Annotated in this window: 11 protein-coding genes and 1 pseudogene; 7 read left to right on the top strand and 5 right to left on the bottom strand. The window is 40.8% G+C overall.

Features of this window, described 5'->3' with window-relative positions:
- The gene (locus tag TDE_RS11035) at positions 1–1,272 is read left to right on the top strand and encodes a dicarboxylate/amino acid:cation symporter (RefSeq protein ID WP_002683949.1); all 1,272 of its coding nucleotides are present in this window, start codon (positions 1–3) and stop codon (positions 1,270–1,272) included.
- Here the strand turns inward: TDE_RS11035 and TDE_RS11030 are convergent.
- Both TDE_RS11030 and TDE_RS11025 read right to left on the bottom strand, forming a co-directional pair.
- Positions 1,269–3,506, bottom strand: coding sequence for an ATP-dependent helicase (locus tag TDE_RS11030; RefSeq protein WP_002680253.1), 2,238 nt, complete (start codon positions 3,504–3,506; stop codon positions 1,269–1,271). The two genes, TDE_RS11035 and TDE_RS11030, sit on opposite strands and share 4 nt — an antisense overlap.
- Before the next feature lie 133 nt (positions 3,507–3,639).
- Entirely contained in the window at positions 3,640–4,518 is an 879-nt protein-coding gene (locus TDE_RS11025; RefSeq protein WP_002680251.1) for a hypothetical protein, read from the bottom strand.
- A gap of 127 nt (positions 4,519–4,645) precedes the next feature.
- On the opposite strand from TDE_RS11025, the gene TDE_RS11020 reads away from it, so the two are divergent.
- From TDE_RS11020 to TDE_RS13435, 5 genes and pseudogenes are all read left to right on the top strand, one after another.
- A complete protein-coding gene (locus TDE_RS11020; RefSeq protein ID WP_002680249.1) occupies positions 4,646–5,326 on the top strand; it encodes a SanA/YdcF family protein in 681 nt (226 codons plus the stop codon).
- Positions 5,327–5,422: 96 nt separating this feature from the next.
- Entirely contained in the window at positions 5,423–5,659 is a 237-nt protein-coding gene (locus TDE_RS11015) for a hypothetical protein (protein ID WP_002680247.1), read from the top strand.
- Positions 5,659–5,868: a type II toxin-antitoxin system RelE/ParE family toxin gene (locus TDE_RS13315; RefSeq protein WP_002680245.1), complete on the top strand. Its 210-nt coding sequence runs from the start codon at positions 5,659–5,661 to the stop codon at positions 5,866–5,868. Before TDE_RS11015 ends, TDE_RS13315 begins: the two co-directional genes overlap by 1 nt.
- Before the next feature lie 150 nt (positions 5,869–6,018).
- Positions 6,019–6,366, top strand: a complete 348-nt coding sequence (locus tag TDE_RS11005; RefSeq protein ID WP_002674291.1) for a hypothetical protein — start codon at positions 6,019–6,021, stop codon at positions 6,364–6,366.
- Between the two features lie 335 nt (positions 6,367–6,701).
- Positions 6,702–6,794 (top strand): annotated as a pseudogene (locus tag TDE_RS13435) (SanA/YdcF family protein); the annotation flags it as partial.
- Positions 6,795–6,862: 68 nt separating this feature from the next.
- Here TDE_RS13435 and TDE_RS10995 read toward each other — a convergent pair.
- Entirely contained in the window at positions 6,863–8,413 is a 1,551-nt protein-coding gene (locus tag TDE_RS10995) for an AbgT family transporter (protein WP_010957212.1), read from the bottom strand.
- Positions 8,414–8,569: 156 nt separating this feature from the next.
- On the opposite strand from TDE_RS10995, the gene clpB reads away from it, so the two are divergent.
- Positions 8,570–11,149 carry an ATP-dependent chaperone ClpB gene (clpB, locus tag TDE_RS10990; protein WP_002680241.1) on the top strand — a complete coding sequence of 860 codons (2,580 nt, stop codon included), beginning with the start codon at positions 8,570–8,572 and terminating at the stop codon, positions 11,147–11,149.
- A 50-nt stretch (positions 11,150–11,199) separates the two neighbouring features.
- On the opposite strand, the gene TDE_RS10985 is transcribed toward clpB, so the two are convergent.
- Both TDE_RS10985 and TDE_RS10980 read right to left on the bottom strand, forming a co-directional pair.
- Positions 11,200–12,045: a cobyric acid synthase gene (locus TDE_RS10985; RefSeq protein ID WP_002680240.1), complete on the bottom strand. Its 846-nt coding sequence runs from the start codon at positions 12,043–12,045 to the stop codon at positions 11,200–11,202.
- Between the two features lie 4 nt (positions 12,046–12,049).
- Positions 12,050–13,195, bottom strand: a complete 1,146-nt coding sequence (locus TDE_RS10980) for a CD0519/CD1768 family membrane protein (RefSeq protein ID WP_002688425.1) — start codon at positions 13,193–13,195, stop codon at positions 12,050–12,052.
- Positions 13,196–13,297: the final 102 nt, after the last annotated feature.

Below are 13,297 nucleotides of genomic sequence, written 5' to 3'. Positions count from 1 at the left end.
ATGAATAAAAAGCTTGTATGGATGATTTTTATAGCATTCATCATTGGTTTGGTTGTCGGTATCGTCCTTTGGCAAACAGGTGTAGATGTCGGCGGTTATGTAACTTGGGTATCGCCTTTTGGAAATATCCTTGTATCTATGTTAAAGATGATCGTTATTCCGGTTATCTTTTTGTCTCTTATTTCCGGTGCTGCTTCTTTGCCGACAAAGGAATTCGGTAAGATAGGAGTTAAGGTTGTAGTCTGGTATTTTGTTACCTCATTGTTTGCAGCGATTGTAGGATCTTTTCTTGCCCTTGCCTTTAATCCGGGATCGGGAACTTCACACTCAGAATGGGCGAGCCTAATGAGTATGGGTTCAGCCGAGATTGCTCCGGCTTCTGCAGGCTCTCTTGCAGATGTATTTTTAGATATGTTCCAAAATCCCTTTAAAGCCCTTGCTCAAGGAAACTTCTTGGCTATCATTGTTTTTGCTATTGCATTCGGTATTGCTTTAAAAATAATTTCCGAGAAAAATGATGCAAAATTACAGGAAGGTGCAAAGTTATTTTTAAATATCGTTGAAACTTGTAAGGAAACCGTATTTAAGATGGTTGACTGGATATTGGCTTATTCGCCCATAGGTGTGTTTTGTTTAACTTCTGTAAACTTTGCACAATACGGTTCAAAACTTTTCGGCCCATATATAATGCTTACATTGGGTGTTGTTCTCGGTATTATTGCAATGGTCTTCATTGTTTATCCCATAATGATTGCCGTTTCGACACGCAAGAACCCGATTAAGATTATGATGCAGATACGCGAACCCATGCTTACTGCCTTTGTTACCCGAAGCTCTGCCGCTTCTCTTCCCGTATCTTTGAGAACGGCAAAAGAAAACTTGCACATAAGCGATAACCTTTCATCATTCGCCCTTCCCCTAGGCTCGACCGTAAATATGGACGGGGTATGTGTTCACTTACCTATGTTTGCTGTTTTGGCTGCCAATATGTTCGGGGCGGATATCGGTTTTACAGCCCTTTTGGTTTTGGTAATTACGACAGTCCTTGCCTCGGTAGGTGCAGGCGGTGTTCCGGGCGGCAGCTTAATGCTCTTATTCATTATTTTGCAGAATATGAATTTGGATCCGGGCCAGATTGCTATTATAGTCGGACTCGCCCTCGGTATCAATCCAATCCTCGATATGTTTGAAACGATGAACAACGTTGCGGGAGACTTGGTCTGTACCTATTGTGTTGCCGATATGTCTGATATGATTGAAAAGGATTCTTAATCTTTTATTATTGTCATATCGTTTGCCTGATATTCGGGCATAAAGCGTTTTACAAGGCCGGTTTCAAATTGGATGTTTACTACAAGTTCTCCGCTTGAAATATCGGCCTTAATTATTGCCCCGTAGCCGTAATCGTCGTGATAAATTTTTTCTCCCTTCTTCCATTTGGAAAGGAGGGGATGTTCTTCTTTTTTTGTGCTAAAATCGGCAGGGATTTGTTTCCCGAAGCTGCCTGAAAAAGTAGAATAAGGAGATGAAGCCTCCGAGATGTTTACTAGGTCTTTATCTATTTCAAAGATAAAGCGGCTTGGCTGGGTAAATGTCAGGCTGCCGTATAGGCGGCGCGAGGAGCAGCTTGTCATGTAGAGTGCATCCTTTGCACGGGTGCAGGCTACATACATAAGTCTTCTTTCTTCTTCAAGCTCATCAAAGTTTCCGTTGTCGCGGGGAAAGACTCCCGTTTCAAGGCCCGTGATAATTACGTTTTTAAATTCCAAGCCTTTTGTGTTATGAATGGTTATGAGATTTACGGAATCTTTTTTTTCTTCGGACTCGGCAAGGCTTCTATCCAATTCGATGTGCTCTAAAAATTCGCTCAAGCCCTTTACCGAAAAATCGTAGAGCGAGGCAGTGTTTGCAAGCTCGTTTAAGTTTGCAGTCTTTTGGGTGCCGGAAGCCGAGTCTACCGATTCGTAATATTCGGCAAAGCCCGATTGTTTTAAAACCTCATAGATAAAAGGAGCCAAGCCTTCGCCCTTTGGTTCTTCTTTTTTAAAAAAGATGTCTCCGGCTTCTATTATACTGCGTAATTCCTTTATGGTGTTTAAAAAATTCTTTAGGCCATCCTTGGCTTTTTTTGTGAGGGAGACCGAATTCATAAGCACAGACATGGCCGAGATGTAATCGTCCTTGGACTCCAACATGAGTTCATCGCTTTTTTGAGAGAACATAAGTTCTCGAGAAAGATCAATTAATTTTTTTTGAGTAATTTCTCCTACACCTCGTGCAGGCTTGTTTATGATGCGCCTTAAAGCCACCTCGTCCCTTCCGTTTGAAATAAGGGCAAGAACGGCAAGAGCATCCTTTATTTCTTCCCGCTCATAAAATTTTAAGGTGCCTATGACCTGATATGGAATTTTTTTGTGTAAAAAATCCGTTTCAAAATTTAAGGATTGGGCGTTAGTCCTGTACAAGACAGCCCAGTCGGAATATGCTCCTCCGTTTTCGACCTCTTGCGATATAAGGCGGGCACAAAGTTCTGCCTCGGTTTCCTGATTGGGCAAAAAATAAATATGAGGCTTTTGTCCCTTTCCTCTTTCGGCAACAAGGGTTTTACCGAGACGGCCCGTATTCTTTTTTACGACGGAATCTGCGACCGCAAGAATTTCCGAATATGAGCGGTAATTTTTTTCGAGCTTTATTATCTTCGTGTTTTTAAAAGTATCGGCAAAGGTTAATATGTTTTGAACTTCGGCTCCGCGGAAACGGTAGATAGATTGGTCATCATCTCCTACAACACAGATATAGGTATTTTCTCCTGTGAGGACTTTTAAGAATTCAAATTGGGCTATGTTCGAGTCCTGATATTCATCGACCATTATTACGGAAAATCGGTTTTGAATAGAGGCTCTGATTTGCGGATTTTCTTTTAAGAGCATAACAGGAATCATGATGAGATCCCCGAAGTCTACGTTTCCGGTTTCTTTTAGTCTCTTTTGATAGTCGGCATAGATTTTTGCAAACTCTGGATTAGGATCAACTTCCTGCAAAAGCGGATCATCGGGGAGAAGGCAATAATCCTTTGCACGCGAAATTTTTTTTATGATACCGCGGGCCGCATTTTTTGTAAGGGCGGGAGAGGCTTGGGTTAAAAGGGAAAGAGCGTCGTCATCATCATAGATTGTAAAATTATGTGAAAGCCCTGCCCATTCCGCATACATACGCAAGATCCACGCTCCGAAGGAGTGAAAGGTTCGGATCATTGCCCGCTCTGCTCTTTTATCCAGATTAGATGCTCTTTCGGACATTTCTTTGGCAGCCTTGTTTGTAAATGTTACGGCGAGGATTCGTTCAGGCTCGATATTATGTTCGGCAATAAGGTATGCAATCTTGGTGGTAATAACCCGGGTCTTTCCCGAGCCCGCTCCCGCAAGAATCAAAAGAGGAGAACCCTGATGCTTAACAGCCGAAAGCTGCTCTTCATTAAGAATGTTCAAATAATCCGGTTGAGCCAAAACAATCCTCCCAAAAAATTAAAAACCTTTCAGTTAAGCTAAGGCTTTGCATTGTACCATGTTTTTACGGATTGTACAAGGGAAGAATTGAAGGGATTGATTGATGGTGCTAGGCTGAATTTAAAAATCGGTATTAAAATATTCTTTTTTCCAGTTCATTGTAAAAATATTCTTCAATATCTGATTCCTTTAGGTTTTTAAATACCGCCTCCCATGATAATTGAATAAAGTTTCGGCTGTTTTTCAATGAATTTATAAATAATTTAAAATCGGAATCTTGATTCTCGTTAGAAAATAATTTTTGGGGAGCGAGATTTATCAGTTTAAAATTATTTTCTGCAAATATATTTCCTATAGTCCAATTTCTGATTAATTCATAATATGATGATTTTTTTGCCGCTTCAATATCGGTATAAAATTTATCCAATAAGTATTTATCATAATTTCTATTGTCTGCTGCTTGCTTATCATTTCCGGATTTTACTTTTACTTCTACAAACACTGATTCAGACTTTGTGATAATTATAATATCCGGTTCTGTGTAATATTTTTTGTCTTCTCCGAGGCTGTCACAGATATGTTTTAAATTTTCCGTACATCCCAAATCACGATTTATTTGAGGAACTCCCCACATTAGAATTTCCGAAATTTCATCTTCCAAATTTAAGATTTTTTGCAAGACAGGAAGTTTATCATTTACAAGAAAATATTTAATGAATATCCAGCTGACGGCATCCTCGGATGTGGAAAACCCCAGTTTAATTTTTTTATTTTCTCTATTGGTTGTGTTTAATGTTTTTTCAAGAGTCTCATTCAGATGTTCTAATAAATTGCTAGGAATATTATTTCTGTAATCTTTATAAATAAAGGTAGGATTTATCTGAGCATTTGATGCTCCGATTTGACACTGTATACAACGCCTGATACAATCCTCGTATTTTGAGACTTTTTTTGATTTGATATCAAATTCCTGCATAATGGACTTACACTTCGGACATTTTATTTTTTCCATATTCGCCTTCTTTTCCTTGCCATTATAACATATTTGGAGTAAATAAAACAATTGTCGTTTAAACCTGCATCCATACACATATTCGGCCTTTTATGGTATAATATAAGCCGTAGGAGCTCACGGTTACATGAAATCTAAACCCATAAAAAAAATAGCCTTATGCATTATTTTTCTCTTTGCTTTAATTTTAATAGGAATTGTAAGTATAAACATCTACATGCTTAGCTATTCAAAACCTTATATTTATAAAAACATTTCCGCCTTGCCGGAAAAATATGTTGTGATTGTACCCGGAGCTAAGGTATATAAAAACACGGTTTCACATGTTGTGAGGGATAGGATCGAGGCCGCCGTAAATTGTTTAAAAAACAAAAAAGCTGAAAGAGTTTTGATTTCAGGCGACCACGGAAGAAAGGGTTATGATGAGGTAAACAGAATGCGTATTTTTATGCAGGATGTTTACGGCACTGATGAGAATCTAATCTTTATGGATCATGCTGGTTTTTCTACCTATGAAACAATGTACCGTGCCCGGGAAATCTTTTGTATTGAAGATGCCGTTGTGGTAACACAGGCCTTCCATACCGCAAGAGCCGTCTACATAGGAAGAAAACTAGGCCTCGATGTTATAGCCTATGAAGCTCCTGAGGTTTTAAGGTACAGCAGGGAAACCCGTATCAGCTGGGAAATAAGAGAAGCTCTAGCAAGGGTAAAAACCTTCTTTTTGGTAATGTTCAATGTGAAGCCTACATTCCTCGGCAAGAAAATACCGATAACTGGAAATGCAAAAGACTCATGGGATTTTTAAAAATAAAGCGTAAAAATAAAGCTAAAAAATGAACTTGAAAAAAACGGATATTTACGATAAAATAATCATAGTTAGTTTATATTGACGGAGGAATCTATGTCGTATGAAACTCTTGTTGAACAGATAAAAACCTTACCGGATGTTTGTTTGGAGGATATTTCCAAATATGTGCAGTTTTTAATGTATCAATATGGACACGAAAAGATGTCTCTTTTAAAAGAATCGGATGAAGAATTTGAAGCCAATATGAATAAAGGTTTTACCGATATGATTAATGGAAATGTAACTCCTTTAAACGATGCTTTTGAAGAAATAAAGTCAAGGTTTATTTAATGAAATATCAAGTTGTTATTTCAGATCAAGCAAAAGAAGATTTAAGCAGTATTTATTCTTACATATTAAATAATTTAAAATCAAAAATTAATGCCGATGCCGTTTTTAACCGTCTTTATGAAGCAATGCAAGACTTGAATTTTATGCCGTCTCGGTATCATAGGATATCCAAAAGAACCATGGTTATCTCGTGGGATAAGATTCTTTAGTGTAGGTAATTATTCAATCTTTTACGCAGTTGATGAAGATACTTTAACTGTTACAATTATTCATGTGGTTTGCGGAGGTATACAATATGAGATTCCTGCTTCTGAGGGTGGAATCGACGGATTATTAAATAGTGGAAAAATTGAGCGAAGATGAGACTTTTAGAATTCAAAAGAACAAAATTGTTCGATGGCATTGAGGATGGACTATTCGATAAAGATTTTCAATTAAATATAGAGGGAAAATCTGTGTTATTTATTGTGGATGACATTACTCCACATAAATTAATAGACTGTCCGGTCAAACAAGATGTAATAAATAAATTGCATCTGGAATCAGATGGCATATCCAATATTGTGACAAAAGAGCAGCGATTACAGGTTTATTACTTAAATGAAGATGATTTGTTGATTATCTTTTCAATGGGTGAATATCAACCAGGAAGATACATGCTTTTCCTGGAAGGAGTCTTTCTTAAACTGAACTTATTTCCAACTTAAATAACTCCTCTGGATTACCTTGTAGAACTCTTGGAATTCTCTGGGCAAAGTATTTCTATTTTCCAAGGGGCTTTAACTAATTCAGGATTGAAATATAAATAGCTAAGGAGTATTTTATTATGTTACATACTCCAACTGTTTTTGTAAAGAAATTTCTCCGTTTCACTCATTTGCCCAAAGGGGATGGCCAATTTCGATCCATTCGGTGCTTGTGCTTGCTGCAATGGGTCGCCTTGTACAGCTCCCGTTATAGACTGGACCCATAAAAAAAATAACCTTATGCATTATTTTTCTTTTTGCTTTAATTTTAATAGGAATTGCAGGCATAAACATCTACATGCTTTTTGGTAATGTTCAATGTGAAGCCTACATTCCTCGGCAAGAAAATACCGATAACTGGAAATGCAAAAGACTCATGGGATTTTTAAAAATAACCCCCGCACGGCCGTTCAAAAGACGGCAAGGCGGGGTTATTTTTAGATAATCGTAAAATCGATTAGATGTGGATAAATGCTCCGGGGCCGAGGGGCAGACCGAAGATGTACCAAATAATCATGAGGCCTATCCATGAAAGCAAGAATGCTATTGAATAGGGCAGCATGGTTGAAATCAATGTTCCAAGACCGGAATCTTCATCGTATTTTTTCATAAATACAACAATCATTGCAAAATAGCTCATCAAGGGAGTGATGAGGTTTGTACTTGAATCTCCGATTCGGTATGCAACCTGTGTTAAGGCAGGTGAAAGGCCGAGGTTTACCATCATGGGAACAAAGATAGGAGCCATAATAGCCCACTTTGCAGAAGCCGAGCCCATGAAGAGGTTAAGGAAGGCCGAAATAATAACGAAGGAGATTATAAGCGGCAAGCCTGTAAAGCCGATGCTCTTTAAAAAGTTTGCACCGTTTACCGAAATGATTGTTCCGAGGTTTGTTTTTCCGAAGTAGTTTACAAACTGTGCAGCGAAAAAGCTCAATACGAGATAACCGCCCATCGAGCTCATGGCATGCGACATACCCTTAACGAGGTCATGTGAAGAATTAATCTTTCCTGTTTTCTTTCCGTAGATAAGACCGGGGATCAAGAAGATTAAAAGAATTACCGGCAAAAGACCTCCGTGCATAAAGTTTGAAATTGAGCATTCCCCTGTTTTAGGATCGATTTCTCTTAAAACTGCAAGACCGGGGAGCTTGGGAAGACCGAAAAGGCCGATAATTAAAATAACGGCCATAATCAAAACCGAAATACCTGCAAGTTTCAATCCCTTGTTTTCAACATCGGAAACAGGCATATTATCCGGCTTGTATGAGCCGTTATATGTGCCTAAGTTTTTTTCAACAATTTTTTCCGTAACAAATGTACCTACAACCGTAAGAAGGAAGGTGGAAGCAATCATAAAGAACCAGTTACATGTCGGGTCGATAGCTATATCCATTCCTGCATTATGTAAGGCTTCAACAGTGATGCCTGTCAAAAGCGGATCGATTGTACCGAGCACGAGGTTGGCAGAGAAACCTCCCGAAACACCTGCGAAAGCGGCTGCGAGACCTGCCATCGGATGGCGGCCTGCATTAGCAAATACGATGGCTCCAAGGGGAATAACTACAACGTATCCTGCGTCTGAAGCGATATTGCTCATAATACCTGCGAAAACAACAACAACAGTTAAAAGTCTGGGGTGAACACCCGAAAGAAGTTTTTTAAGAGAGGTATTGATAAGTCCTGTCCACTCTGCAACACCTACACCGAGCATAGCAACCAAAACCGTTCCCAAGGGTGCAAAGCCTGTAAAATTCTTTGTAGCGGTGTTTAGAATGTACCTAAGACCGTCAAGGTTTAAAAGCGATACAGCTCCGATAGTAACTTCTTTTCCCTTTTTTGCATCAAAGTAGGTAACGGGGGTACCGTAGGCTTCTGCGAGTGCAGAAACGATGATTACAATGATACTTAAAATTAAGAAAATAATAGCAGGATGCGGCAGTTTATTTCCGATCCTTTCAACTCCTTTTAGGAAGCCTGAAACTTCCTTGTTCTTTTTTTTATCCATGAAGAACTCCTAGAAAATGTATTTGCCTATGTAAAAAGGCAGTTTCGGCATTATATATGATGATTAAAAATATGACAAGTTGGCTTTCTTCAAATTCGTCTGATATTTTAAGATTAGATTATTGATTTTTTTCCGAATTTTTATTATTTTTTATACATGAATATAGATAAGTATACAGTTAAGGCATCGGAAGCCGTTCAAGAGGCTTCTTCGCTTGCCCAAAGAGACGACCACAGTCAGGTTGAAAGTGAACATCTTTTGTATGTTCTTTTAGAACAAGAGGACGGAATTGTTCCGCCTTTAGTAGAAAAAATCGGAGTAAGTCCCGAAAGTCTTTTGGATGACCTCGATAAAATGCTTGACAGAAAGCCCCGTGTTACGGGACAGTCCGCTCAAACTTATATTTCGCCCTTACTTGCAAAGGTTTTTGCAAATGCCGAAGGCTATGCAGATAAATTAAAAGACGAATATGTTTCTACCGAACATCTTTTGCTTGCCCTAAGCGAATCTAAAGACGAAACGGGAGAACTCTTGCGCTCACGGGGTATCAATCTAAAAAATCTCCTTTCCGCACTTAAAGAAATCCGCGGAAACAACAGGGTAACGAGCGAAAATCCCGAATCTACATTCAGAAGTTTGGAAAAATTTTGCCGTGACCTTACACAGCTTGCAAAAAACGAAAAGATAGATCCCGTAATCGGGCGGGATGAAGAAATAAGGCGGGTAATGCAGGTTCTTTCCCGTAGAACAAAAAACAATCCCGTTTTGATCGGAGAACCCGGAGTCGGAAAAACAGCCATAGTCGAAGGCCTTGCAAGGCGTATCGTTTCAGGCGACGTGCCCGACAGCTTAAAGGGAAAAAGACTTTTATCCCTCGACCTCGGAGCCTTGGTCGCAGGAGCAAAATTCCGCGGCGAATTTGAAGAAAGATTAAAGGCCGTAATTTCCGAAGTGCAAAAATCCGAAGGCCGAGTCATCCTCTTTATCGACGAGCTTCACACCCTTGTAGGTGCCGGAGCAAGTGAAGGTTCGATGGATGCTTCAAACTTATTAAAGCCGGCCCTTGCCCGAGGAGAGCTCAGGGCGATAGGAGCCACTACCCTAAACGAGTACCGAAAATACATCGAAAAAGATGCAGCCCTTGAACGCCGCTTCCAGCAGGTTTACTGTCCCGAACCTACGGTTGAAGACACAATAGCAATCCTGCGCGGCTTACAGGAAAAATATGAAGTTCATCACGGGGTACGCATAAGGGATGAGGCTCTCATAGCGGCAGCCGTACTTTCCAACCGTTATATCACAAACCGCTTTTTGCCCGACAAGGCGATTGACCTTGTAGATGAGGCTGCAAGCCGTCTTAAAATGGAAATAGAAAGCCAGCCTGTAGAGCTTGATCAGGTTGAGCGCAAAATTCTTCAGTTGAATATCGAAAAGGTTTCTATAGGAAAAGAAAACGATACGGCCTCAAAGGAAAGGCTTTTAAAACTTGAAGAAGAGTTGGCGGAGCTTTCTTCAAAACGGAATGCGATGCAGGCCCAGTGGCAAAACGAAAAAGCCCGCATTAACGAATCCCGCAAATACAAGGAAGAATTGGAACAGCTCCGTATCGAAGAAACCAAGTACAGCCGAGAGGGAAACTTAAACAAGGCCGCCGAGCTAAAATACGGAAAAATCCCCGAACTCGAAAAGAAGATAGCTGCCGTTACTGCCGAGCTTGAAAAAAAAGCCGGTCAGCAGGGACAGCTTTTACGTGAAGAGGTTTGCGAAGAAGACATAGCCCGAATCGTTTCAATGTGGACAGGTATTCCCGTTGCAAAAATGCTTGCAAGCGAGATGCAAAAATTTTTACAGCTTGAAAAAGTTTTACAAGCCCGCGTCGTCGGACAAGATGAAGCCGTAAGGGTAGTTTCGGATGCTATAAGAAGAAACAAGGCAGGCCTTTCCGATATGAACCGTCCCTTGGGAAGTTTTTTATGTATAGGCCCCACCGGTGTCGGCAAAACCGAATTGGCCAGAACCCTAGCCGATTTTTTGTTCAATGACGAAAAGGCCCTTACCCGAATTGATATGAGCGAGTACATGGAAAAACATTCCGTGAGCCGCCTGATAGGAGCTCCCCCCGGATATGTGGGTTATGATGAGGGAGGGCAGCTTACCGAGGCCGTAAGACGGAGGCCCTACAGCGTAATCCTCTTTGACGAAATCGAAAAAGCGCATCAGGATGTCTTTAACGTCTTTTTGCAGATTTTGGATGACGGGCGTCTTACCGACGGACAAGGCCGTGTAGTCGATTTTAAGAACACAATTATAATTATGACCAGCAACATAGGCTCCGAGTATATATTGACCGCAAAGGATATGGGAAGCATAAAAGAAGAAATTAACCAAATTCTCCGCGATAATTTTAGGCCCGAATTTTTAAACCGCATCGACGAAATCCTAACCTTTAACAGGCTTGAAAAAGAACATATACGAAAGATCGTCGATATTCAGCTAAGGTCAGTTGCAGAACGCTTGCAGGCCCGCCGGCTAGGCTTAAAAGTTTCGGATAAGGCGAAGGATTTTCTTGCAGACATAGGTTACGACCCCATGTTCGGTGCCCGCCCCCTAAAGAGGGCTATACAGGCCGAGCTTGAAAACAAACTCGCCCGCGAAGTTCTCGAAGGTAAATTCCCCGAAGGAAGCACAATACTGGTTGACAAGGGAGAAAATAGCCTTATCTTTAAGAAGGGATAAGAGGATGCTCAGTCCTTTTCTTTTAGAAGATAAAGCTTAAAAACAGGCTGCTACATTTTTGTAAAGGCCGTCTTAAAGATAAAATCCATATCGCTGTTCTCTTCGATGAGGGCAGCGAGTTTATCCAGCTCTTTTTCGAGCTCGGCATCGCTTTGGGCTTGGGTATTGCATCTTTTATCATCGTCTATGAGGCTGTCCTCATCGGCAAGTTCCAAGTGCATGTAAGGAATAGTTGCTATCACAGGAATCTTTACAAGATCTTCAATCATCTTAATGCCGGGATCTAAAAGGCTCTTATCTCCGCGGAATTTATTTATAATCATGCCCTTAATTCTTTTCCTGTCTTTTTCAGGGAGGAGCATTACGGTTCCGTAGAGCTGGGCAAAGACGCCGCCCCTGTCTATGTCGGCAATCAAGAGAACGGGAGCATCGGCCATTTCGGCCATGCCCATGTTGACAATGTCGTTTTGGTTTAGATTTATTTCGGCAGGACTCCCTGCTCCCTCTATGACCACAATATCATTTTCTTTTTCAAGCTTTTGAAAGGTTTTTAAAATCATAGGTTTACAGGTCTTTTTGTACTCAAAATATTCCCTTGCCTTCATCTCCTTTTTTTCTTCCCCTAAGATTATAACCTTAGAGCCTACGTCCGTTTTGGGTATGAGGAGAATCGGATTCATTTCGGGACGGGGCTCAATACCCGCAGCCCTCGCTTGAAGGGCTTGAGCGCTGCTTATCTTTTTTCCGTCAGCTGTGGTAAAAAAAATCGAGGACATATTTTGAGATTTAAAGGGAACAACTTTTAAGCCCTTCTTTTTAAAGATTCTGCAAAGGCCTGTACAAAAAAGGGACTTGCCCGCCGAGGAGGTAGTCCCTTGAATCATTATGCTTGCCATCGGTTTAGAGCACAAAGGCTATAAGGTGGGCGACAATGCCTGCAAAGAGGCCGCCTATGGTGTGGCTTAAAATAGCCTTGCCCGTCATCTCCTTTGTGTCGAGGGCATCCATCATTGCAATATGGGTAGAAATATAACCGCTCCAGCACATACAGATGGCTGTAAAGACTGCTATATCGTTTGCATTTATTTTTCCGGCGAAAGACATTTCTTTTACAATGCCGAGGGCCGCTCCTGTAGAGCCTAGTGCCGTAATCGGAACGGAGATGGCTTCAGGACTGCTGAAGCCATACATAGGATTCAATATAAAACTTAGTTTTTGACCTATCCATGGAAGAACAGCGATTCCTTCGCGGGCTCCTCCGGTATATGTACCGTCGGCACTAGGGCCGTTTGTAAGCATTATAACTATTGTGCAGATAATTACTACGCCCGGAATAATAGCCAAGCCCATGCTGACACCCGATTTGCCTCCGTCAAGCATGGCCTGAATAAACCTTCCTCCGGCTCCGCCTTCTCTGACTGGGCGCATTTTTTCGGGGATGGGGTCAACTCTTTTTGTAGAAACAAAGGCTTCCGTTCCGTAGCGTTTTTTTGAAAAGTAAATCATCAAGCGTACTGAAACTATACTTCCGGCTATGGCTCCGACATTTCCGATTAAAGCTGCAGGAACTGCCGATTTTATGTTTAAGCCCATCATTGCCGTTGTGGTAATCAAGCCCATACCGAAGGCTGTACCGAGGTTTGTAAGGGCAGGAAGCTGGTACTGTTTAAAATAACGTCTAAAATTATCGTCATCGGCAAGGGTTAAGATTGCGGGATTATCCGATAAAAAACAGTTTAAGATACCGAGGGAGGAGGCTCCCGGTAAATCGTACAAGGGTTTCATCAGTTTGGACAAGATTTTGTTAATCAAAGCGATGGTTCCGAATTCCGAAAAAAGCCCCGAAACGGCTCCGGCCAATACCGCTACGGCCATTAAATACAAACAGATATTGATAAGCAAATCGAAACCTGTTTCCATCATGGTCTTAATCATATTTACGCCGCCCATAACCGAGCCGACCCCAAAAAAGAAAGCAGAAAACAAAGCTAAAAATATAAAGTTTTCTGCCCCAATTTCTTTCTTAAAAAAAGATTTAGTTTCCATACCTTTAAGCACTCCAAAGCAACTTGTAAGTTATTTTTGGATTATATTCAAACTAAAGTTTTTTTTCAAGCAGGGGATAAGTTAACGATTATAAATTGAAGA

The sequence above is a fragment of the Treponema denticola ATCC 35405 genome, assembly GCF_000008185.1.
Lineage (GTDB): Bacteria > Spirochaetota > Spirochaetia > Treponematales > Treponemataceae > Treponema_B > Treponema_B denticola.
Note: the sequence above shows the minus strand (reverse complement) of the source record. Positions and strands in the feature narration are given on the sequence as shown.

What these genes read in the sequence shown, in the direction of transcription:
- TDE_RS10985 (WP_002680240.1), bottom strand. Translation starts at nt 12,045, where the DNA reads ATGGCAAGCATAATGATTCAAGGGACTACCTCCTCGGCGGGCAAGTCC.
- TDE_RS11015 (WP_002680247.1), top strand. Translation starts at nt 5,423, where the DNA reads ATGTCGTATGAAACTCTTGTTGAACAGATAAAAACCTTACCGGATGTT.
- TDE_RS11005 (WP_002674291.1), top strand. Translation starts at nt 6,019, where the DNA reads ATGAGACTTTTAGAATTCAAAAGAACAAAATTGTTCGATGGCATTGAG.
- TDE_RS11020 (WP_002680249.1), top strand. Translation starts at nt 4,646, where the DNA reads ATGAAATCTAAACCCATAAAAAAAATAGCCTTATGCATTATTTTTCTC.
- TDE_RS11025 (WP_002680251.1), bottom strand. Translation starts at nt 4,518, where the DNA reads ATGGAAAAAATAAAATGTCCGAAGTGTAAGTCCATTATGCAGGAATTT.
- TDE_RS10980 (WP_002688425.1), bottom strand. Translation starts at nt 13,195, where the DNA reads ATGGAAACTAAATCTTTTTTTAAGAAAGAAATTGGGGCAGAAAACTTT.
- clpB (WP_002680241.1), top strand. Translation starts at nt 8,570, where the DNA reads ATGAATATAGATAAGTATACAGTTAAGGCATCGGAAGCCGTTCAAGAG.
- TDE_RS13315 (WP_002680245.1), top strand. Translation starts at nt 5,659, where the DNA reads ATGAAATATCAAGTTGTTATTTCAGATCAAGCAAAAGAAGATTTAAGC.
- TDE_RS11035 (WP_002683949.1), top strand. Translation starts at nt 1, where the DNA reads ATGAATAAAAAGCTTGTATGGATGATTTTTATAGCATTCATCATTGGT.
- TDE_RS10995 (WP_010957212.1), bottom strand. Translation starts at nt 8,413, where the DNA reads ATGGATAAAAAAAAGAACAAGGAAGTTTCAGGCTTCCTAAAAGGAGTT.